The 23469-nt window shown below is 38.2% G+C and carries 22 protein-coding genes and 1 pseudogene; all 23 read left to right on the top strand.

Annotation, left to right across the window (positions count from 1 at the left end):
• The gene (locus HCH28_RS19660; RefSeq protein ID WP_004269269.1) at positions 1 to 504 is read left to right on the top strand and encodes a chemotaxis protein CheD; all 504 of its coding nucleotides are present in this window, start codon (positions 1 to 3) and stop codon (positions 502 to 504) included.
• Entirely contained in the window at positions 504 to 875 is a 372-nt protein-coding gene (locus tag HCH28_RS19655) for a hypothetical protein (RefSeq protein WP_221682752.1), read from the top strand. The genes HCH28_RS19660 and HCH28_RS19655 overlap by 1 nt, the downstream gene beginning before the upstream one ends.
• Positions 876 to 966: 91 nt before the next feature.
• Positions 967 to 1425, top strand: a pseudogene (locus HCH28_RS19650) (amidohydrolase family protein); the annotation flags it as partial.
• A gap of 412 nt (positions 1426 to 1837) precedes the next feature.
• Entirely contained in the window at positions 1838 to 2608 is a 771-nt protein-coding gene (locus tag HCH28_RS19645; RefSeq protein ID WP_036080567.1) for a FliA/WhiG family RNA polymerase sigma factor, read from the top strand.
• A gap of 23 nt (positions 2609 to 2631) precedes the next feature.
• Positions 2632 to 2934 carry a hypothetical protein gene (locus tag HCH28_RS19640; RefSeq protein ID WP_004269264.1) on the top strand — a complete coding sequence of 101 codons (303 nt, stop codon included), beginning with the start codon at positions 2632 to 2634 and terminating at the stop codon, positions 2932 to 2934.
• A gap of 9 nt (positions 2935 to 2943) precedes the next feature.
• Positions 2944 to 3522: a hypothetical protein gene (locus HCH28_RS19635; protein ID WP_221682751.1), complete on the top strand. Its 579-nt coding sequence runs from the start codon at positions 2944 to 2946 to the stop codon at positions 3520 to 3522.
• A gap of 155 nt (positions 3523 to 3677) precedes the next feature.
• Positions 3678 to 4397 carry a 30S ribosomal protein S2 gene (gene rpsB / locus HCH28_RS19630; RefSeq protein WP_004269262.1) on the top strand — a complete coding sequence of 240 codons (720 nt, stop codon included), beginning with the start codon at positions 3678 to 3680 and terminating at the stop codon, positions 4395 to 4397.
• Between the two features lie 101 nt (positions 4398 to 4498).
• Positions 4499 to 5386, top strand: coding sequence for a translation elongation factor Ts (gene tsf, locus HCH28_RS19625; RefSeq protein WP_131521886.1), 888 nt, complete (start codon positions 4499 to 4501; stop codon positions 5384 to 5386).
• 216 nt (positions 5387 to 5602) lie between these two features.
• Entirely contained in the window at positions 5603 to 6328 is a 726-nt protein-coding gene (gene pyrH, locus HCH28_RS19620) for a UMP kinase (RefSeq protein WP_004269260.1), read from the top strand.
• The gene (gene frr, locus HCH28_RS19615; RefSeq protein ID WP_004269259.1) at positions 6328 to 6885 is read left to right on the top strand and encodes a ribosome recycling factor; all 558 of its coding nucleotides are present in this window, start codon (positions 6328 to 6330) and stop codon (positions 6883 to 6885) included. The genes pyrH and frr overlap by 1 nt, the downstream gene beginning before the upstream one ends.
• 310 nt (positions 6886 to 7195) lie before the next feature.
• On the top strand, positions 7196 to 7990 hold the full coding sequence (locus HCH28_RS19610) for an undecaprenyl pyrophosphate synthase (RefSeq protein ID WP_004269258.1): 795 nt from the start codon (positions 7196 to 7198) through the stop codon (positions 7988 to 7990).
• A complete protein-coding gene (locus tag HCH28_RS19605) occupies positions 7987 to 8787 on the top strand; it encodes a phosphatidate cytidylyltransferase (RefSeq protein ID WP_221682750.1) in 801 nt (266 codons plus the stop codon). Before HCH28_RS19610 ends, HCH28_RS19605 begins: the two co-directional genes overlap by 4 nt.
• Before the next feature lie 62 nt (positions 8788 to 8849).
• Positions 8850 to 9995, top strand: coding sequence for a 1-deoxy-D-xylulose-5-phosphate reductoisomerase (gene dxr, locus HCH28_RS19600; RefSeq protein WP_221682749.1), 1146 nt, complete (start codon positions 8850 to 8852; stop codon positions 9993 to 9995).
• A gap of 46 nt (positions 9996 to 10041) precedes the next feature.
• A complete protein-coding gene (rseP, locus tag HCH28_RS19595; protein WP_221682748.1) occupies positions 10042 to 11304 on the top strand; it encodes an RIP metalloprotease RseP in 1263 nt (420 codons plus the stop codon).
• A gap of 131 nt (positions 11305 to 11435) precedes the next feature.
• A complete protein-coding gene (locus tag HCH28_RS19590) occupies positions 11436 to 13142 on the top strand; it encodes a proline--tRNA ligase (RefSeq protein WP_221682747.1) in 1707 nt (568 codons plus the stop codon).
• Between the two features lie 270 nt (positions 13143 to 13412).
• A complete protein-coding gene (locus HCH28_RS19585; RefSeq protein ID WP_221682746.1) occupies positions 13413 to 17744 on the top strand; it encodes a PolC-type DNA polymerase III in 4332 nt (1443 codons plus the stop codon).
• Between the two features lie 335 nt (positions 17745 to 18079).
• Positions 18080 to 18556, top strand: a complete 477-nt coding sequence (rimP, locus tag HCH28_RS19580) for a ribosome maturation factor RimP (RefSeq protein ID WP_004269252.1) — start codon at positions 18080 to 18082, stop codon at positions 18554 to 18556.
• A 24-nt stretch (positions 18557 to 18580) separates the two neighbouring features.
• Entirely contained in the window at positions 18581 to 19720 is a 1140-nt protein-coding gene (nusA, locus tag HCH28_RS19575) for a transcription termination factor NusA (protein WP_221682745.1), read from the top strand.
• A gap of 136 nt (positions 19721 to 19856) precedes the next feature.
• Positions 19857 to 20135 carry an RNase P modulator RnpM gene (gene rnpM, locus HCH28_RS19570; RefSeq protein WP_004269250.1) on the top strand — a complete coding sequence of 93 codons (279 nt, stop codon included), beginning with the start codon at positions 19857 to 19859 and terminating at the stop codon, positions 20133 to 20135.
• Positions 20132 to 20440 carry a YlxQ family RNA-binding protein gene (locus HCH28_RS19565; RefSeq protein WP_016994544.1) on the top strand — a complete coding sequence of 103 codons (309 nt, stop codon included), beginning with the start codon at positions 20132 to 20134 and terminating at the stop codon, positions 20438 to 20440. The genes rnpM and HCH28_RS19565 overlap by 4 nt, the downstream gene beginning before the upstream one ends.
• Before the next feature lie 14 nt (positions 20441 to 20454).
• Complete coding sequence (gene infB / locus HCH28_RS19560) at positions 20455 to 22737, top strand: translation initiation factor IF-2 (protein WP_221682744.1); 2283 nt, start codon at positions 20455 to 20457, stop codon at positions 22735 to 22737.
• On the top strand, positions 22737 to 23015 hold the full coding sequence (locus tag HCH28_RS19555; protein ID WP_004225006.1) for a DUF503 domain-containing protein: 279 nt from the start codon (positions 22737 to 22739) through the stop codon (positions 23013 to 23015). The genes infB and HCH28_RS19555 overlap by 1 nt, the downstream gene beginning before the upstream one ends.
• Positions 23016 to 23092: 77 nt before the next feature.
• Positions 23093 to 23434: a 30S ribosome-binding factor RbfA gene (rbfA, locus tag HCH28_RS19550; RefSeq protein ID WP_004225003.1), complete on the top strand. Its 342-nt coding sequence runs from the start codon at positions 23093 to 23095 to the stop codon at positions 23432 to 23434.
• Positions 23435 to 23469: the final 35 nt, after the last annotated feature.

The following is a 23469-nucleotide window of genomic DNA, read 5'->3' as shown; positions in this document are numbered from 1 at the left end:
ATGTTAACCAATAGTAGTGGACAAGTGATTAAAGTGGGAATTGCACAAATGGATGTAGTAAAGCTACCTAACACGATTCGAACTTCTGGTCTTGGTTCATGTGTTGGTGTTATTTTGTATGATGAGTCAAAAAAAATTGCTGGTTTAATCCATGTGATGTTACCAGATTCAAGTTTAGGAAGAGCTGAGTCAATCAATGTCGCGAAATTTGCAGATTCAGGGATTGCTGCAATGATTGATTTACTAAAGTTAGAAGGCGTTCAAAAATTTAAACTCAAGGCAAAAATTGCAGGGGGTGCGCAGATGTTCCAATTTACTTCTGACAAAGATACAATGCGTATTGGTCCCCGCAATGTAGAAGCTGTCAAAAATGAATTAAAGAGGCAGGGCATCCCTTTAGTGGCCGAGGATACTGGTGGAAATAGTGGTAGAACGATTGAATTTAATCCTGCAACGTCGATATTACACATCCGAACAGTTAACCAGGGAGTGAGTGAAATCTAATGTTTGGTTCTATATTTTACAACCTATGGGGAGCATTAATTGCCTTTTCTATTTATTTTTTTAGTACATTTCAAAAACCATTTACGCCTCTGCGAATCCTGATTGGCTCGTTTATTGTAGCAATCATCGCATTTTTTGTAATGTTTATTGTACGTTTTCTAATTGCTTACATCTTGTTTACACCAGAGGAAGATGAGGAAGCGGTTGAAGGCGATATAGAAGAAAAGGAACTTGAATCAATAGAAGGCGTAATACAAGAAGTACCAATAGCTAATTCTACGGTTGAATTTCAAGATGAAAATTCCGAGGAAATTGCACAAGTAGTAAGAACGATGATGAATCGAGAAGAAGATCAACAAGTAAATGCGTAAAAGTAAGAGTCGTGAATAACGACTCTTTTTTATTGTGGCTGTGGAGTTTGTAGTATACGAAAAACTTAAGTGAAATTAATTATTTTTATATAGCCATGCCTTTGGGCTAGGAGATATTTCACGCCCTGAGGCAGAAGAAATGGCGGACATCTTACGTGATGCAGGTATTACGATTGTGACGAGTGTCCCCCTCCGTAGAAAGTTTCCACCTGTTGTTTTATTACACAGTAACGGGGTACGCGTTGCAATTGGCTGTGACAATATCTTTGATGTTTGGTCCCCATTTGGTAACGGAGATTTATTAGAACGAGCTGGTCGTTTGGCAAAAAGCTCAGGCTGGGGAGATGAACGCTCATTAGCCCAAACCCTTCCATTTATTACAGGGGGAAAAACCCCACTCAATCAAGCAGGTGAGCAAACATGGCCAAAAGTGGGGGATAATGCAAATATGGTGTTTGTGGAGGCTTCTTGCTCTGCTGAAGCAATTGCTCGAAGATCTCTACGTAAGGCAACTATATTCAATGGGAAATTTGTCTCTAGTACGATTTAAAGCATAATTTATTGAAAGAGTGGTTTCTATATATTGGGTATTATTGCTCTTTTGTTCAATTTGTTCTTTGTTAAAAGAATTCAGTAGCTTCCTAAACTAAAAGCTTAATCATATCCAACTGTATCCAAGTATCATTACACAATCAGGATACAGTTTTTCTATGTCTTTCAAAAACAAAGGAATATATTAGAGACTAAGAGAAACAAATGAAATTATAGTCGATTCTTGTTATAATATAGGAAAGATGGCAACTGCTTATCGGGCTTTAACTACTCAGGGCTTACGTCTAGATTAGTTTAAATGTGGATTTTTATAAAAAAACTGAGAAATCCTGTTGAATGATAAATTTTAAGAGCGCAAGTAGTCGTTAGTAAACAGGCGTGAAAAAGCGTTTTTTAGAGAGGTGGATTTCATGACACAACCAATTCTGAACGATGAGCAAAAACTGTGGAATCGCTGGATACATGAGCGTGATCCAGATGCTGGCGATTTACTTATAAAAAAATACATTTCTTTAGTATCTTATCATGTCCAACGTATTGGTGCAGGTCTGCCAAAAAGCGTATCACGAGACGATTTAACGAGCTTAGGGATGGTAGGACTTTTTGATGCATTAAATAAATTTGACATTAACAGAGATTTAAAATTTGATACATATGCTTCGTTTAGAGTAAGAGGAGCTATCATTGATGGTTTACGAAAAGAAGACTGGTTACCACGGTCAGCGCGTGAAAAAGCAAAAAAATTAGATGCACAAATTGAACAACTAGAACAAAAATATATGCGTCATGTAACACCTGAGGAACTTGCGGAGCATATGGAAGTATCTGTTGAAGATGTCTATCAAACTGTGCAAGAGCATTTTTTTTCAAATGTTCTTTCTATTAATGAACAACAAGACCAAGAAGAAACAGATGGCAAGTCTTTTGTCATACGAGACGATACAACAAAAACACCTGAGCAAGCTATCATTAAATCAGAGTTGTTAGATGATCTTGCGGAAAATATTCAGAAACTCAATGAAAAAGAACAGCTTGTCCTTAGTCTATTTTACACGGAGGAGTTAACTTTGACAGAAATTGGTGAAATGCTTGAACTATCAACCTCTCGTATTTCACAAATTCATTCAAAAGCGCTATTAAAGCTACGAAAGCTATTATCTAGTGAAATGATTAATGCGTAAATATCCTTGAGGGAGAGATTCCAATGAGTTTAAAAGGTGTCGAGTTACAGATTGCTATTCCAAAAACATTTGAAGCAGGAAAAATGGCGGATCAGGCACAGCAGCAAGTATTGGCTCAGCAAGCACATGCAAATGAAGCATTAAAAAAAGAAGTAGAGCGCAAGCAAAAAATTGTCAACACATCAGAAGGTATGGATGAAATTAGTGAGGATGAAGATGCGGGTGGTGAGTATTTAACAGGGATTCATAAAAAGAAAAAAAAGGATCAACAAGAAAAACAGGCACAACATCCGTTTAAAGGGAATTTCGTGGATTTTAGTGGATAGGAGTTTACAATGACAACCATTCTAATAGCGGTGCTATTCTTTTTACAGCTCATTTCATTTTACTTTCTTATCATTTTAAATACAAAGTTAGCAAAGTTTAAAGATTTGGAAAAGAAGCAAGAACGATTAATGAGGGAAATGGACGACACCATTAGTGTGTATTTAACTGAAATGAAAGATGAAAATGACCGTCTTATTAAAGAGCTACAAAATGTCTCTCAGTCAGAAATAGCTGCTAGTAGCTTGCAGCAAACGGAACAATATATGACACCTCAGGAGCAGCCATCTTTGCCAGTAGTACACGAGGTGAAAAGTGATAGTTCTCTATCTTTAGAGAAGGATGCTCGTATCTATGTACCTAAAAATATAGTCGCAAATGCTTATTCACGTCAGCAACATACAGGCTCGAAAATGGTGAAAACAGCTCCACCTCTAAAAGTGGAGGAGCAAAAAGAAGCTGAAAAATTGCTGACAGTGGAACAACAGGTTCTAGAATTAGCAAAGCAGGGAAAATCACCAGAGGAAATAGCGAAACAACTGCAAAAGGGTAAAACAGAAATCGAGCTTTTACTGAAATTCCATCACTAAATTGTTGCGAATCGTTCAAAGCTATGATATAGTTGCAAATGGTGTTATTACTACACACGCATTTTGATGCAGTAAGTGGTGCTCTAAGCTTAGGGTAGCTTGTTGTAGATGATAAATGCGGAGGATAAAAACCAAAATATTAGGAGGAAATTCACATGTCAGTAATTTCTATGAAACAATTACTTGAAGCTGGTGTACATTTTGGTCACCAAACTCGTCGTTGGAACCCAAAAATGAAGAAATATATCTTCGTTGAACGTAACGGGATCTACATCATCGACTTACAAAAAACTGTTAAAAAATTAGAGGAAGCTTATGACTTCATGCGTCAAGTTGGTCAAGATGGTGGTAAAGTTCTTTTCGTTGGTACGAAAAAACAAGCACAAGAAGCGATCAAAGATGAAGCTGAACGTTCAGGCAACTACTACATCAACCAACGTTGGTTAGGTGGTACTCTTACAAACTTCGGTACAATTCAAAAACGTGTTGCACGTATGAAACAAATCGAAAAAATGGAAGAAGAAGGAACTTTCGAAGTTCTTCCTAAAAAAGAAGTAATCCAACTTAAAAAAGAACACGAACGTCTAATCAAATTCTTAGGCGGTATCCGTGATATGCACGATCTTCCAGACGTAATGTTCGTGGTTGACCCACGTAAAGAACGCATTGCGGTTGCAGAAGCTCGTAAATTAAACATCCCTCTAGTAGGTATTGTTGATACTAACTGTGATCCAGATGAAATCGACTACGTAATCCCTGCTAATGATGATGCTATTCGCGCTGTTAAACTTTTAACTGCTAAAATGGCCGACGCTTTAATCGAGTCAAAACAAGGTGAAGAAGAAGCTCCAGCTGTAGAAGCTGCTGCTGAGTAATTCACGTTTACAAAAAGGTGATAAGTGGCTCAAAACCCTTATCACCTTTTTTAGAACCTATCATTAAATTATGTTCAACCAATTTGAGGAGGAAACACTAAATGGCAAACATTACTGCACAATTAGTAAAAGAATTACGTGAAAAAACTGGCGCTGGTATGATGGATTGTAAAAAAGCGTTAGTACAAACTGATGGCGACTTAGAAGCAGCTATCGACTTCCTACGTGAAAAAGGTCTTTCTTCAGCTGCTAAAAAAGCTGACCGTATCGCTGCAGAAGGTACTACTTACATTTTAGAACAAGGTAACGAAGCAATCATCCTTGAAGTAAATGCTGAAACTGACTTTGTTGCGAAAAACGACAAATTCCAAGTATTAGTGGCATCTTTAGCTGAGCAATTACTTGCTGCTAAACCTGCTTCAGTTGAAGCTGCTTTAGAGCTTGCAAATGCTGAAGGCGTAAAAATTGTAGATCAAATCTCATCTGCTATTGCAACAATTGGAGAAAAAATTACACTTCGTCGTTTCGAAATTAAAACAAAATCTGATGCAGATGCATTCGGTTCATACTTACACATGGGCGGTCGTATCGGTGTGTTAGTAACTTTAGAAGGTTCTACTGATGCAGCAGCTGCTAAAGATGTTGCTATGCACATTGCAGCAATAAACCCAACTTATGTTTCTCGCGATGAAGTTTCTGCTGAGGAAGTTGAACGTGAGCGTAAAGTATTAACTGAACAAGCTCTTAACGAAGGTAAACCAGAAAACATCGTTGCAAAAATGGTTGAAGGCCGTCTTGGTAAATATTTCGAAGATGTTTGCTTACTTGACCAAACTTTCGTTAAAAACTCAGATCAAAAAGTACGTGATTTTGTAGCTTCAACTGGTGGTTCTGTAAACGGCTTTGTACGTTACGCTGTTGGTGAAGGTATCGAAAAACGTGAAGATAACTTTGCAGAAGAAGTAATGAGCCAAGTTAAAGGTAACTAATTTAGCTTGCATTTGATTCTAATCAAATAATATCTAGATTATCTAGACAAAAAAATGGGGAGCACAACATAGCGTGTTCCCTATTTTTCCGAAGTGAATGAAAAATTGAAGATAATTTTCTATTCTGCCTTATTCACAACTAGCAATTATTGTTAGATATACTATAATGGAAAAGAGAATAGGGATGTTTTAAATAAAGTCTTACGGAGGTTTACAATGAGTGTACCGCAATATAAACGAGTAGTTATTAAACTAAGTGGTGAAGCGTTAGCTGGAGAAGCGGGCTTCGGTTTATCACCAAAAATAATCAAGTCTGTTGCAGAAGAAGTAAAAGAAGTAGTAGATCTTGATGTAGAAGTTGCTGTTGTTGTAGGTGGCGGTAATATATGGCGTGGGAAAATAGGTAGTGAAATGGGAATGGATCGTGCTGCTGCGGACTACATGGGCATGCTGGCAACCGTAATGAACTCCCTAGCTTTACAAGATGCACTTGAAAAATTAGGCATTGAAACACGTGTTCAATCTTCTATTGTGATGACTCAAGTAGCGGAGCCATACATTCGTCGTAAAGCAGTTAGACATCTTGAGAAAAAGCGTGTCGTTATCTTTGCAGCAGGGACAGGTAATCCGTTCTTCTCTACTGATACGACTGCCGCATTACGAGCAGCAGAAATTGATGCTGATGCAATTTTAATGGCTAAAAACAATGTCGATGGCGTTTATTCAGCGGATCCTAAAGTGGATGAAACAGCCATTAAATATGATACACTCACATACTTAGACGTTATCCAACAAGGCTTACAAGTAATGGATTCAACGGCTTCAACTTTATGTATGGATAACGATATCCCGCTAATTGTTTTCTCAATTACGGAGCCGGGTAACATTAAACGTGCTGTACAAGGCGAAAAAATCGGAACAGTTGTTAGGAGGAATGTATAATGGCTAAACAAGTTTTAGAACAAGCTAAAGAAAAAATGAACAAAACAATCGCAGCTTTCTCACGCGAACTAGCATCTATTCGTGCAGGTCGTGCGAACGCATCTCTATTAGATCGTATTTCGGTTGATTACTATGGAGCAGCAACACCAATTAACCAACTTGCGGGTGTTTCTATACCTGAAGCTCGTTTATTAGTAATTACACCTTACGATAAATCAATTTTAGGTGATATTGAAAAAGCAATTATGAAATCAGATATTGGTATCACACCAACAAATGATGGTTCTGTCATTCGTCTTATGATTCCTGCTTTAACAGAAGAGCGTCGTAAAGATCTAGTAAAACAAGTGAAAAAAGAAGCGGAAGATGCAAAAATTGCTGTACGTAATGTTCGTCGTGATGCAAATGATGATTTGAAAAAACTTGAAAAAGCTGGCGAAATCACAGAAGACGATCTACGTGGCTATGGAGAAGATATTCAAAAGTTAACAGATGAATTCATTGTGAAAGTAGATCAAGTAGCGAAAGATAAAGAAAAAGAAATTTTAGAGGTGTAAATAAACCTTTTACACGTCTATGATGGAACTTTTTGATGAGATGAAGGCGTCCTATACTTAACAGGACGTCTTTTCTCTTTATTATTCATAGCCAAATTGCTTACTCAAATAGAGAGCATGCATGAATGTGAAAAGGTCATTAATGATACAATCAATTATTATTTAACAAACTCATTCTTTAATATGTGTATAGTTCTAAAATAAGCTAGTACATACATAGTCAATTTAGAGGGAAAAAAAAGACAAAAGGCGCTTTTGTTTGATATGATAGGTTAGTATACGTCCGATTAGTTGTAGTGGGGGAGTTAGCATGTTTAAAAAGCTATTAGGTAAACAAATAAATATGGATACACTATCATTGGAGGAGCGTGTGGCCCTAGCTAAAAGCGAGCCGATTCCTGCCCATGTAGCGATTATTATGGACGGAAATGGACGTTGGGCGAAGAAAAGAGCTATGCCACGTGTGGCTGGTCATCATGAAGGAATGAAGACGGTGCGTAAGGTGACGAGATTTGCGTCAGACCTGGGTATTAAAGTCTTAACTGTCTATGCATTTTCCACTGAAAATTGGAAGAGACCAAAACCTGAGGTAGATTTTCTTATGCGGCTACCTGTTGAATTTTTAGGTTCCTTTTTACCAGAAATGATGGAGCGTAATGTACGTGTCGAAATGATTGGAGACCCATCTTTATTACCTGCCCATACACAAAAAGCGTTGTATGAGGCAATGGAAGAAACGAAGCATAATACAGGGCTTATTTTAAACTTTGCGCTGAATTATGGTAGTCGTTCTGAAATGGTCAATGCCATGAAAATGATGCTTCAAAAAGTGCAGGACGGTCAATTAACGATGCAAGACATAACAGAAGATTGCTTAACATCTCATTTAATGACAGCTCATTTACCTGAGCCAGATCTTTTAATTCGTACAAGTGGTGAAGTGCGATTAAGTAACTTTATGCTATGGCAGCTCGCCTATACAGAATTTTGGTTTACAGATACATTGTGGCCAGATTTTAGTGAGGAAAACTTACTCGAAGCGGTGGAAAACTATCAGAAACGTAATCGCCGTTACGGTGGGTTGAAGGGAGAAGAAACAACTTGAAACAACGAATTATTACCGCAATAATTGCAGCAGCACTTTTCATTCCATTCGTTATTTATGGAAAAGTACCATTTGCCATACTTGTGCTAGCAATGGCTATTGTCGGTTTTTATGAAATACTTAAGATGAAAGGTATTTCCATCTTTTCTGTGCCTGGCTTCTTAGGACTGATCACTTTAATTTTACTCGTTATCCCGAAGGACTGGAGTGAAAGGGTTGTAGAATTAATAGGCTATTCGTCTAATCTAATGGTAGTCTATGGTCTAATGATGCTACTTCTTATTTACGTGGTTTTAGTAAAAAATAAAATTACTTTTGACGAAGTTGGCTTTATTTTATTAGGCGCATTTTATGTGGGATTAGGATTCCATTATCTAATTGAAACTAGAAATGTTGGATTAGAGTATGTTGTCTATTGCTTATTAGTTGTTTGGACAACGGATTCGGGTGCATATTTTGTAGGTAGAAAATTCGGGAAAAATAAGTTATGGCCAGAAATTTCACCTAAAAAAACGATCGAAGGCTTTATAGGTGGAATAGTCATCGCTGTTATTTTTGCAGTATGTATGCAACTCATTTACCCATTCGCAAATGGTTATATATCACTTATTTTTGTAACGATTTTTGCCTCAATTGTTGGTCAAATGGGCGATTTGGTAGAATCTGCTATTAAACGTCACTTTGATGTAAAAGATTCAGGCAATATTTTACCAGGGCATGGGGGAATTTTAGATCGCTTTGATAGTCTATTATTTGTCGTGCCTCTACTTCATTTTTTACATTTATTTGGTAATTGATTGTATAGGAAAAGACATTTTGCTAAATCATTTGCTTAGATAGAAAAAGGGGACAATTTGTTGTGAAAAAAATTAGTTTATTAGGTGCAACTGGTTCAATTGGTTGGCAAACCTACGATATCTTAAAAGAACAACGTGATGCTTTTCAATTAGTAGCTTTTTCATCAGGAAAGAACTTAGAGAAAACGCGAGAAATGATTGAAACATTAAAGCCCGAATTAGTTTCTGTGCAATTAGAAGAAGACGCACTAACACTAGCTAAAGAGTTTCCAAATATCCAATTTACGTTTGGAGCAAAAGGACTTGTAGAGGTCGCAACACATCCAGATTCAACTGTACTTGTCAATGCTGTGCTCGGAAGTGTAGGCCTTGAATCAACATTAGCAGCCATTCGTATGGGCAAAACGATTGCTATTGCTAATAAAGAAACGCTTGTAACTGCTGGTCATTTAGTGATGGCAGAGGCCAAAAAATACAATGTAGCCATCTTGCCTGTAGATAGTGAGCACTCTGCCATCTTCCAATCGATGAATGGTGAGAATCCGAAAAATATTGAACGTTTGATTATTACCGCTTCTGGTGGTAGCTTCCGTGATAAAACCCGAGAACAATTAAAACACGTGACGGTTGCAGATGCACTGAATCATCCGAACTGGTCTATGGGTGCAAAGATTACGATAGATTCCGCTACAATGATGAATAAGGGATTAGAAGTCATTGAAGCACATGTTTTATTTGATATGCCGTATGATAAAATAGATGTACTTTTGCATAGAGAAAGTATTATTCACTCTCTAGTTGAGTATCATGATACTAGTGTTATTGCTCAGCTAGGTACACCAGATATGCGTGTGCCAATCCAATATGCTTTAAGCTACCCAGACCGTATACCATTACAAAATGGTCAGCGACTAAATTTAGCGCAAATTGGTCAACTACATTTTCAAGAGATGGACTTTGAGCGATACCCTGCTTTGCGTTTAGCGTATGAGGCTGGTCGTATGGGTGGTACGATTCTGACAGCGATGAATGCAGCAAACGAAGCGGCAGTTGCAGCCTTTTTACAAGGGAAAATCACATTCCTTGAAATTGATGAGACGATTGAACGTGTGATGCAGGCACACCAAAACATTGCAGTACCAGATTTACAAACCATATTACATGTGGATAGTGAGACAAGAAAAATAGTGTTAGACATGGTAAAATAACGAAAGCACTGTATCGTTAACTAATCGCTATTAAAGGTGGGGTATTATGCAAACAGCCATTGCATTTATATTAATATTTGGTATGCTCGTCTTCTTCCATGAACTTGGACATTTCTTATTCGCCAAACGTGCAGGTATTTTAGTACGTGAATTTGCGATCGGAATGGGTCCCAAAATTTATGGAAAAACGCATGGAGAAACAATGTATACTATTCGATTATTACCAATCGGGGGATACGTACGGATGGCCGGCGAGGATATGGATGGCACGGAATTACAGCCAGGCTACCGAATAGGGCTTATTGTGAATGAGGATAATGTTGTTAAAAAAATTATTTTCAATCAAAATAATAAGCAGTTACCAGATTTATTATTTTTAGAAGTTGAACGCGCCGATTTAGAGAAGGAGTTATTTGTAGAGGGTTATGATGAAGAAGAACGTCTAGTTCGTTATCAAGTAGCTAGAGACTGTGTGCTTGTGGAAAATGGTCGTGAACTTGTCATTGCACCACACGATCGTCAATTTAATGCAAAGACAGTTGGCCAACGAGCAATGACTATCTTTGCAGGCCCTTTGTTTAACTTTATTCTCGCGTTTGTGATTTATTTAGTGATTGGATTGATCCATGGTGTTCCAACATACGAGCCAATTATCACGGAAGTAGTAGAGAATGATCCAGCTGCACAGGCAGGGATGCTGGCAGGAGATAGAGTAACAGCTATTAACGGACAAGTAGTTGAAAAATGGCAAGATTTAGCTGCAATCGTTCAAGATCATCCAAACGAAGATATTGCCGTGACAGTTGAACGAAATGGACAATCAGTGAACTTAAATATGACTGTTAAGGAAATCCAGCAGGATGGCGAGAAATATGGTCAAATAGGTGTACGCTATGAAAGTCCAAGAGAATTTAACCCATTAAAGGCAGTTGTATATGGAGCTCAGGAAACCTATAATATGACTGTGAAAATATTTGAACTATTAGGTATGCTAATTACCGGTAAGTTCACAATAGACGCACTTTCAGGTCCTGTAGGTATTTATAAAGCAACAGAGCAAGTTGCCCAATATGGTATTATGAACTTAATGAATTGGGCCGCAATGCTAAGTATTAACTTAGGAATTATGAACCTACTTCCATTACCAGCACTTGACGGTGGCCGTTTATTATTCTTTGGCTTTGAAGCTTTACGTGGTAAACCAATTGACCGTCAAAAAGAAGGTATTGTACATTTTGTAGGAATCGTCCTACTCATGATTCTAATGGTGGTTGTTACATGGAACGATATACAACGATTTTTCTTTTAATCCATTTACAGTTAAATGAAATTTGATTTCCTAGCTTTGAGCGCAATTTCGATGAAACATTGCGCTCAAAGCTAAATTTGTTTATGCTATTGAGAGTATAAACTTATCTATTGAAAAAGGTGGAACACTGAATGAAGCAAAGTAAAACATTTATCCCAACGTTACGTGAAGTACCTGCTGATGCTGAGGTAAAATCACATAAGCAATTACTACGTGCAGGGTTTATTCGTCAAAATACAAGTGGGGTATACTCGTATTTACCGCTTGCAAAACGTGTACTAACAAAAATTGAAACAATTATTCGAGAAGAAATGGAAGCTATCAACTCCATTGAGCTACTAATGCCATCTCTACAATCTGCCGAGCTATGGCAGGAATCAGGTCGCTGGGAAAAATATGGACCTGAATTAATGCGCTTAAAAGACCGACATGACCGTGATTTTGCATTAGGGCCAACACATGAAGAAGTCATAACAACTTTAGTCCGTGATGAAATTAAATCATATAAAAAATTACCGCTAACATTGTATCAAATTCAAACGAAATTCCGTGATGAAAAACGTCCTCGCTTTGGCTTACTAAGAGGAAGAGAATTTATCATGAAGGATGCTTATTCTTTCCATGCGTCACGTGAAAGTTTAGATGAAACATATGAAGATATGTATCGTGCTTATTCTAATATTTTCTCCCGCCTCGGCTTAAACTACCGTGCTGTTATTGCAGATGCAGGTTCGATTGGCGGTAAAGGAACACATGAATTTATGGTACTTTCTGAAATCGGGGAAGATACAATTGCGTACTCAGATACTTCTGATTATGCAGCAAATATCGAAATGGCTGAAGTAATTGTTGACTATCAACCATCTGATGAAGCTTTAAAAGATGTAGAAAAAGTAGCAACTCCAGAGCAAAAAACAATTGAAGATGTTTCAGCATTCTTAAAAGTAGAACCTGCTAATGTCATCAAATCTCTAGTTTTTGATGTAGATGGAGAGCTTGTAGTAGTCCTTGCACGTGGGGATCATGAAATTAATGATATCAAATTGAAAAATGCACTTGATGCAGGATCTGTGGAACTTGCAAGTGAAGCAGCGATTCAAGAATTATTAGGATGTGGCATTGGCTCAATTGGTCCAGTGAAATTACCAGTAGACGTAAAAGTAGTAGCAGACCATGCTATTAAATCTATCCGTAATGGTATTGCAGGTGCCAACGAAGATGGATTCCATTTAGTCAATGTTAACCCAGAGCGTGATTTTGCAGTTAATGACTATTTAGATATTCGTTTTATTCAAGAGGGAGACCCTTCTCCAGATGGACAAGGAAACATTAAATTTGCAGAAGGTATCGAGGTTGGTCATATTTTCAAATTAGGTACTACATACTCTGCTAAAATGAATGGTACTTTCTTAGATGAGCAAGGTAAGGCTCAACCATTTATTATGGGGTGCTATGGTATTGGCGTTTCTCGTATTCTAGCTGCTGTAGCGGAGCACTTCCAAGATGACAATGGCTTTACATGGCCAACACAATTAGCGCCATATGATATTCATGTTGTGCCAGTTAACACAAAAGATGAGGCACAAGTGACATTAGCGGAGGAGCTTTATGGCTTATTAAAATCATACCGTTATGATGTGTTACTAGATGATCGTCCTGAACGTGCGGGTGTAAAATTCGCTGATGCTGATTTAATTGGTCTACCTGTTCGAGTAACGGTTGGTAAAAAAGCAACAGAAGGTATTGTAGAAGTGAAATTCCGTCAAACAGGTGAAACATTTGAATGGAAAAAAGAAGAAGTAATTGATCGTCTGAATGAATTTTTCCGTAAAAATTAATGACGAGCTAAAAATTGGTGATAATTAGAATTTGATGCTTTTAATAGAGGCTTTCGTATAATTTTGATAAGATAGATATAAATAATTCGCGACACTTCTGCGGGACAGTGAGCCAAGCAAGCAACAACAGATGGTAAAATTTCTGTTAAACTTGAAGAGCGCCCGCAGTGTGGGAGCGAATTTTTTTCTTGAATTCTCATCATGCGTTTGAGACGAATTAGAACATGAGGCTAAAGAAGTTGCCTCTTTCTGAAAGTAGGTGTCATTAGATTGGAACAGCAACAAGAGGCAAGAATGAGGCTTCGAATGCTCTTGCAACAACTAGAGTTAACAGATGATGTATATATGTCATTTTTTGAGGAAGGTGAACTATCACGCCTGACAGTTCATAAAAAGGATAGACTTTGGCATTTCACAATTAAGTTAAAAGATATATTACCGTTTCCGTTATATCAGCTTTTCCGTACGCATTTGACAGAGAAATTTTCAGCGATAGCACAAGTTAATACGACATTTGAAACATTAGAAAAAAATGTCACAGAAGAATTGGTGCAGGCGTACTGGCTAAATGTTGTGGAACAAATTGATGAGATGGCTCCAACGCTTAAAAATTGTCTCATTACTCAAATACCAACGTGGAACGGCCAAAAAATGACTTTATCCTGTATGCAGGAAATGGAATTTATGATGCTCAAAACGAAGTATGCGGACAAACTAGCAGAAAGCTATGGTCAATTTGGTTTCCCTCGTATGGCAATCGACTTTGTGCTACGAGAAGAAACGGAAGAAATGATCGCGGCACAGGAAGCATTTATGGAGCAGAAACGTCTGGAAGAAGTGGCTCTGGCACAGCAAGCGATGCAAGATTTCCAAAAGCGTGAGCAAGAGAAGAAAGACAATCCGGCACTGGCCAACCTTGGTGACCGTCCATTCCAACTTGGGATGCAAATTAAAGATAATGAAATCATGGAAATTAAACGGATTGTTGAAGAAGAACGCCGTGTTATTATTGAGGGATTTGTCTTTGATACGGAAATAAAAGAATTAAAAAGTGGACGCTCATTATTACAAATCAAAATTACCGACTATACAGATTCCATCATTGTTAAAATGTTTTCTCGTGACAATGATGATGCTGAATTAATGCAACATCTGAAAAAGGGCATGTGGGTTAAAGTTCGAGGCTCTGTGCAAACCGATACGTTTATTCGTGATTTAATCGTCATGGCGAATGATATTAATGAAATCAAAAAAGAAACACGACAGGATTTAGCACCAGAGGGTGAAAAGCGTGTTGAGTTACATTTGCATACACCAATGAGCCAAATGGACGCTGTTACACCTGTTGATCGGCTTGTTGCTCAAGCTGCAAAGTGGGGGCATCCAGCAATAGCTATTACAGATCATGCGGTGGTGCAATCTTTCCCTGAAGCATATGCAGCGGGCAAAAAACATGGCATTAAGATTATTTATGGTCTGGAAGCAAATTTAGTTGATGATGGTGTACCAATTGCCTATGCTCCAGAGCATCGTTTATTGGCAGAAACAACGTATGTTGTTTTTGACGTAGAAACGACAGGGCTGTCAACGGCATATGATACGATTATTGAATTGGCTGCAGTTAAAATTAAAGATGGACAAGTGATTGATAAATATGAAAGTTTTGCAAATCCACATCATCCACTTTCGGCCACTACCATTGAATTAACAGGTATTACAGATGATATGGTTCGAAATGCTCCAGAGGTAGAGCAGGTCATTAAAGAATTTCATGCCTTTATCGGAGATGCAATCGTTGTCGCTCATAACGCATCATTTGATATAGGCTTCCTATATACAGGCTATAAAAAATTTGGTCTTGAAGAGACAGTCCATCCTGTCATTGATACATTAGAGCTAGCAAGATTGCTTTATCCTACAATGAAAAACCATCGCTTGAATACACTGTGTAAAAAATTCAATATTGAATTAACACAGCATCACCGAGCAATTTATGATACAGAGGCGACAGGATATCTACTGCTGCAACTATTAAAGGATGCTGATGAGCTAGCTATTAAATACCATGATGACTTCAATAAGCATATTGGTGGTGGGGATGCTTATAAAAAAGGTAGACCTATGCATTGTACAATTTTAGCAGTAGATAATGCAGGCTTAAAAAACTTATTTAAAATTGTTTCACATTCACATACAAAAACATTCTATCGTGTTCCTCGTGTGACACGTGCCGTGCTTGAACAATATCGTGAGGGTTTATTAGTTGGATCAGGTTGTAGTAATGGTGAAGTATTCGAAACCATGATGAATAAGTCTCCAGAGGAAGCAGAAAAAGTTGCTCGCTTTTATGATTATATTGAGGTGCAACCGAAGGCTGTATATGCACCATTAATCGAACGGAATGTTGTACGTGATGAATGGACATTAGAAGATATTATCCGTAAACTTGTGAAACTCGGGAAGAAGCTAGATAAACCTGTTGTTGCAACTGGAAATGTTCATTATTTAGATCCGACAGATGGGATGTTTAGGCAAATACTTATTGGTTCACAAGGTGGAGCAAATATTTTAAATCGTTCTAAGCTACCAGAGGTCCATTTTAGAACAACTGATGAAATGCTGAAAGAATTTGATTTTTTAGGACCGGATCTTGCAAAAGAAGTGGTTGTGACGAATGCTCAAAAAGTAGCAGCAAGTATTGGGGACGTTAAACCAATAAAGGATGACCTATATACACCAAAAATTGAGGGCTCTGATGATGAAGTAACCAATTTAACCTATGAAATGGCCCATCGTATTTATGGTGAGGAGTTACCGGAAATTGTGAAAGCTCGAATTGAAAAAGAGTTAAAATCGATTTTGGGACACGGCTTTGGTGTAATTTATTTAATTTCTGCCAAGCTAGTGAAAAAATCATTAGCTGATGGCTATTTAGTAGGGTCACGTGGTTCGGTCGGTTCCTCATTAGTAGCCACTTTTATGGAAATCACAGAGGTTAACCCATTACCTCCTCACTATATTTGTCCTAGTTGTAAACATTCTGAGTTTTTCGATGATGGATCTGTCAGCTCAGGCTTCGATTTACCAAATAAAGACTGTACGGAATGTGGAACACCTTATAAAAAAGATGGACAAGACATACCATTTGAAACCTTCCTTGGTTTCAAAGGTGATAAGGTACCAGATATCGACTTGAATTTTTCGGGTGAATATCAGCCTCAAGCACACAATTATACAAAGGTGCTATTTGGTGAGGATTATGTATTCCGTGCTGGAACAATTGGTACCGTGGCCGAGAAAACAGCATATGGCTATGTGAAAGGCTATGCAAGTGATCATAATTTACATTTTCGAGGAGCAGAAGTTGATCGTTTAGTTCAAGGCTGTACAGGAGTAAAACGTACAACTGGGCAACACCCTGGAGGAATTATTGTTGTTCCAGATTATATGGACATTTATGATTTCTCTCCAGTGCAATACCCTGCAGATGCGCAGGATTCAGAATGGCGTACAACCCATTTTGATTTCCACTCTATTCATGACAATATTTTAAAGCTAGATATACTTGGACACGATGATCCAACGGTGATCAGGATGTTACAAGATTTATCGGGAATCGATCCTAAAACAATCCCGACCGATGATCCTGTCGTTATGAAAATTTTTAGTTCTCCTGAAACTTTAGGCGTTACGGAAAAGCAAATTGGCTGTAAGACAGGGACATTAGGTATACCAGAATTCGGTACGCGTTTTGTACGTCAAATGCTAGAAGATACGAAGCCTTCGACATTCTCGGAGCTTGTACAAATTTCTGGACTTTCCCATGGAACAGACGTATGGCTAGGGAATGCACAAGAATTAATTCAAAACGGTACATGTGTGCTAAAAGAAGTAATTGGTTGTCGTGATGACATTATGGTGTATTTAATTTATCAAGGTCTAGAGCCGTCACTAGCCTTCAAAATCATGGAATCTGTTCGTAAAGGGAAAGGTTTATCAGAAGAATTTGAAGCGGAGATGCTCGCCAATAAAGTACCAGGTTGGTATATTGAATCTTGTAAAAAGATAAAATACATGTTCCCGAAAGCCCATGCTGCAGCATACGTGCTAATGGCAGTACGAATTGCCTGGTTCAAGGTACATTTTCCAATCCTTTATTATGCAGCGTATTTCACAGTTCGAGCAGATGATTTTGATTTAATTGCAATGGTGCAAGGATCGCAAATGATTCGAGCACGGATTGATGAAATCAATATAAAAGGCTTAGATGCATCCACTAAAGAGAAAAACTTATTAACCGTGCTGGAGCTTGCACTGGAAATGTGTGAACGAGGTATGAGTTTCCAAAAGGTTGACCTATATCGTTCCCAAGCTAGTGAGTTTGTCATTGATGGCAATTCACTAATCCCTCCGTTCGATGCAATTCCGGGTCTTGGAACCAACGTGGCGAAAACGATCGTAGCTGCTCGTGAAGAGGGAGAGTTTTTATCCAAGGAAGATTTACAGCAACGTGGTCGTGTTTCCAAAACACTTATTGAATATATGGACCAGCTTGGTTGTTTAGAAGGCATGCCTGATGCTAATCAGTTATCGCTATTCTAGTATTGCAATTGTTTTGCATTGAAAGGTCACAATGTAAATTCAAATTCCTGACACAATATGGTTATCTATAATGAAGGAAATTTGCATTGTGTCGAGAACTGTGCTATTCTTATGGTAATAATTTGTTGATATTTTTCCAGCAAAAGAGTGGGGCTTACCCGCTCTTTTCTGTTGTTTAACCGTAGCAAAACAAATTTTGACTAACAGCAGGTAAGACCGTAAAATTTCACCAAAGCAACTGGTGGAATTTCTGTTTTATTATGGTTCATCACTGCGTTAACTTGATAGTGATGAACAATTCATACGCTAGAATTTGATAAATACAGGAGGAAATAATGAGCAAAGTACCATCTTTAATTGAAGAGCTCGCTAAACCAATTGTGGATGAGTTAAATCTTGAGCTAGTGGATATTGAGTTCGTAAAAGAAGGACGTAACTGGTTTTTACGTGTCTATGTTGATACACCTGAGGGTGGAATTGACATCGATCAATGTGCTCAAGTGAGTGAACGACTAAGCTTGTTATTGGATGAAAAAGATCCAATTACACAAAACTATTATTTAGAAGTTTCTTCGCCTGGAGCGGAACGTCCATTAAAAAAAGATACAGATTTTGTCAAAGCAGTTGGCAAGTTTATTTATGTAAAAACCTATGAGCCCATCAAGGACATGAAGGAATTCCAAGGCTACTTAACGTCATACGATGAACATACATTAGTGATGGAAGTGCGTATTAAAACACGTAAAATAACAGTAACAATTGAACAAGAAAAAATCGCATTGGCACGACTTGCCATTGATTTTTCAGCATAAAGCATATTTAGGAGTGAAAACAAAATGAGTAGTGATTTGTTAGATGCGCTGAATGCGCTAGAAGAACAAAAAGGAATTTCAAGAGATGTGTTAATCGAAGCCATTGAAGCGGCATTAGTTACAGCTTACAAACGCAACTTTAACCAAGCACAAAATGTTCGAGTAGACTTAAATTTAGATAAGGGCTCAATTCGTGTATTTTCACGTAAAGATGTTGTGGAAGAGGTAGAAGATGATCGTTTGCAAATTTCTTTAGAAGATGCAAAAGTCATTAATCCAGCCTATCAGCTAGAGGACATCGTGGAACAGGAAGTAACACCGCGTAACTTTGGACGCATTGCTGCACAAACAGCAAAGCAGGTAGTTACACAACGCGTACGTGAAGCGGAACGAGGTTTAATCTATGAGCAATACGTAGATCGTGAAGATGATATCGTAACTGGCGTTGTTGAACGTTTAGATGCTCGTAATATCTATGTAGGTTTAGGGAAAGTAGAAGCGGCATTGCCTGTTAATGAACAAATCCAAGGTGAATCTTATCAACCACATGATCGTATTAAAGTGTATATTACAAAAGTAGAACGAACAACACGTGGACCTCAAGTGATTGTGTCTCGTACACATCCTGGTTTATTACGTCGATTATTTGAGATGGAAGTACCTGAAATTTATGAGGGTATTGTAGAGATTAAATCAATTGCACGTGAAGCTGGAGATCGCTCTAAAATTTCTGTTTTCGCACATAATGAGGAAGTGGATCCAGTTGGTTCATGTGTTGGGGCAAAAGGTGCTCGTGTACAAACGATTGTCAATGAACTAAATGGCGAAAAAATTGATATCGTAGAATGGTCTGAAGATCCAGTTGTATTTGTAGCTAATGCATTAAGCCCATCAAAAGTATTAGATGTACAAGTGAATGAAGAAGAAAAGTCTACAACAGTCGTTGTACCAGACTATCAATTATCTCTAGCTATTGGTAAACGTGGGCAAAATGCTCGCCTAGCAGCGAAGCTTACTGGCTGGAAAATTGATATTAAGAGTGAGACTGATGCTCGTGAATTAGGTATTTATCCTTCGGCTACAAGCACTTTCATCCCTGCTGATGATGAAGAAAGTGATTTTAATGATGTAGCAGTTGACTTATATCAAGACGACGAAGAATAAGTAAGAAAGCCCGTGTGACAAGTTAGCTGACAGTATTCAGTGGGCCCCCTACGCCGACTGAATACTGTCAGAGCGTCAAGTAGAGCATGACTTGTCCACCTCTTACGACAAGCTTCAGAGAGGAATGGTGATTCTTATGGCTGTAAACAAAAAAGTACCTCTTCGTAAATGTGTAGCAACTGGAGAAATGCTACCAAAGAAAGAGATGATACGTGTTGTTCGTTCGAAAGAGGGCGAAGTAAGTGTAGATGTCTCCGGGAAAAAGCCTGGGCGTGGTGCCTATGTCTCTAAATCAGAGCAGGCAGTTGACCTTGCGCGTAAGAAAAATGTATTAGGGCACCAACTTGATGTGAAAATTCCTGAAGAAATATACGAGGAACTTATTTTGCTGATTCGTAGGGAGTCAATTTTATGATGAATCAAGCAATATTTAATTTGCTTGGAATCGCAGCAAGAGCACGTAAGGTGATTTCAGGAGAAGAGTTAGTAGTAAAGGAAGTCCGCAATGGCAATGCTAAACTAGTACTGCTTGCAAACGATGCTTCTAAAAACTCTAGTAAAAAAATTCAAGATAAGTGCACGTACTACAACGTTGAGTATCATGTAATTGGAGATCGATATGATCTAGGACATGCTACAGGTAAGGAGGCCCGAGTGGCTTTAGCTATTACCGATAAAGGTTTTGCAAGTAAATTGTCTAGTCTACTCAACGAAAACTAATCGGGGGTGAGCAGATGACCAAAATCAGAGTTCATGAATATGCGAAGCAAGTGAATAAAACGAGTAAAGAGGTTATTGAAGCACTAAGTAAATTAAATGTGAGTGTAACAAACCATATGTCTATGTTGGAAAAAGACGCTGTGGCAAAGTTAAACCAAACATTTAAAGCAACACCTGAGAAAAATGTAGCAAAACAATCAACTCAAAACATGGCACAAAAACCTCAATCAAATGGCCAGCAAAAACCACAGCATTCGGTGAAAAAGCAAGAAGGACCAAGGCAGCAATCTGCTACTTCTAAGCCAAAAGCAAACAATCAGCAACATGCACAGCAAAACTCAAATTCGTCTAACGAAAAATCTAAGAATACAAAAGGTAATCAAAATAGAAATATGACACAAAATAATAATAATAACAATAATAATCGTAGAGGTGGCGGTGGTTACAACCAACGTCCAAAACCAGGGATTCATGGAGGCAAACGTCGCCATCCAAAAACGCATCAACCATCAATTCCAGTGAAACAAAAGGAACTTCCAGAAAAAATTACTTTTGTTGAATCATTATCAGTTGCAGAATTAGCAAAAAAATTACACCGTGAGCCATCTGAAATCATTAAAAAATTATTCATGCTTGGCGTAATGGCAACAATTAACCAAGAATTAGATAAGGATGCAATTGAATTAATTTGCGCAGACTATGGTGTAGAAGTGGAAGAGGAAATTCGTGTAGATATTACGGATTTAGAAACACACTTCGAGCAAACAGAAGAAGTAAACGAGGCAGATTTATCAGAACGTCCGCCAGTTGTAACAATTATGGGTCACGTTGACCATGGTAAAACAACTTTATTAGACTCTATTCGTCATACAAAAGTAACAGCAGGAGAAGCTGGTGGTATTACACAACATATTGGTGCATACCAAGTTACAGAAGGCGACAAGAAAATTACATTCCTTGATACACCAGGACATGCGGCTTTCACAACAATGCGTGCACGTGGTGCAAAAGTAACGGATTTAACAATTTTAGTTGTAGCTGCTGATGATGGTGTTATGCCACAAACAGTAGAAGCGATTAATCACGCCAAGGCAGCTGAAGTACCAATTATTGTGGCTGTGAATAAAATGGATAAACCATCGGCAAATCCAGATCGTGTGATGCAAGAATTAACAGAACATGGCTTAGTTCCTGAAGCATGGGGTGGAGATACAATTTTCGTTCCAATTTCAGCGTTAAAAGGTGAAGGCATTGATACATTGTTAGAAATGATTTTACTTGTAGCTGAAGTTGGAGAGCTTAAAGCAAACCCAGAACGTTTAGCACTTGGAACAGTAATCGAAGCGCAGCTTGATAAAGGTCGTGGCTCGGTTGCTACGCTTTTAGTACAAGATGGAACATTAAAAGTAGGTGACCCAATCGTTGTAGGTCATACGTATGGTCGTGTACGTGCGATGGTAAATGATAAAGGTCGTCGTGTAAAAGAAGCTGGTCCATCAACTCCAGTTGAAATTACAGGTTTAAATGATGTACCTCAAGCAGGTGACCGTTTCGTTGTCTTTGAAGACGAAAAAACAGCGCGCCAAGTTGGGGAAACAAGAGCAATGTCAGCGATTCAAGCACAACGTTCAGAAAAACAACGTGTAACGCTTGATAACTTATTTGAACAAATGAGCCAAGGCGAAATGAAAGAGCTTAACTTAATTGTGAAAGCTGACGTTCAAGGTACTGTTGAAGCAATGGCAGCCTCCCTAATGAAAATTGATGTGGAAGGCGTAAATGTGAAAATTATTCACACAGGTGCTGGAGCTATTACCGAATCTGATATTTCTCTTGCAGCAGCTTCTAATGCGATTGTTATTGGATTTAACGTCCGTCCGGATGTTAACGCAAAACGTGCAGCAGAAGAAGAGGGCGTAGATATTCGCTTACACCGCATTATCTATAAAGTAATTGAAGAGATTGAACAAGCAATGAAAGGTATGCTTGATCCTGAATTTGAAGAAAAAATTATTGGTCAAGCAGAAGTTCGTCAAACAATTAAAGTATCAAAAGTTGGTACAATTGCTGGTTCATATGTAACTGAAGGAAAAGTAACGCGTGATTCAGGTGTACGTGTGATCCGCGATAATGTCGTTATTTTCGAAGGTGAGTTAGATACGCTTAAACGCTTCAAAGATGAAGTAAAAGAAGTGGCAAAAGGATACGAATGTGGTATTACAATTACAAACTTCAACGATATTAAAGAAGGCGATATTATTGAAGCCTATATTATGGAAGAGATTAAACGCGCCTAATGATCGTGTATGCAGAGGTTGAATTTATCATTCAAACTGCCCATTCGTTAAAGGAAAAACGTGCTGTCTTACAGCGTATGATTACCCGCACAAAGCAGAAATTTAACGTTTCAATTGCGGAAATTGACCATCAAAATGTATGGCAGCGAACGAAATTAGCACTTGTTGCTGTTTCATCATCAAAAGAAGCAGCTGAACGGGAAATTAATCACGCGCTCCATTATTTACAGTCAAATCCGTCATGGGAACAGCTTAATGTGTGGCGAGATTATTTATAAGTAACAGTAGATAGTTGAGAAGCATGCACAGCAATAAAATATCAACTATCTGTACATCGAAATAGAGGTGACAAATTATGTCTCTACGTTCAAACCGTGTTGCCGAGCAAATGAAAAAGGAGCTTGGTGATATACTTGGCCGTAAAATAAAAGATCCGCGTGTTGGTTTTGTGACTGTTACAGGTGTTGAAGTAACGGGTGATTTACAGCAAGCGACAATTTATATTACATCTTTAGGCAATGAACGTGAACGAGAGGAAACGCTCAAAGCTTTAGTAAAAGCTTCGGGCTTCATTCGCTCTGAAATCGGATCACGCATTCGTTTACGACGTACACCAGAATTAATCTTTGAATTTGATTCATCGATTGAATATGGGAACCGTATTGATTCATTGCTTAGAGATTTACACAAAGAATAAGCTAAAAAAGTCTGCCACATGCATGTTTATGCAGG

The organism is Lysinibacillus sp. K60 (assembly GCF_019731275.1).
Taxonomy (GTDB): domain Bacteria; phylum Bacillota; class Bacilli; order Bacillales_A; family Planococcaceae; genus Lysinibacillus; species Lysinibacillus capsici.
Note: the sequence above shows the minus strand (reverse complement) of the source record. Positions and strands in the feature narration are given on the sequence as shown.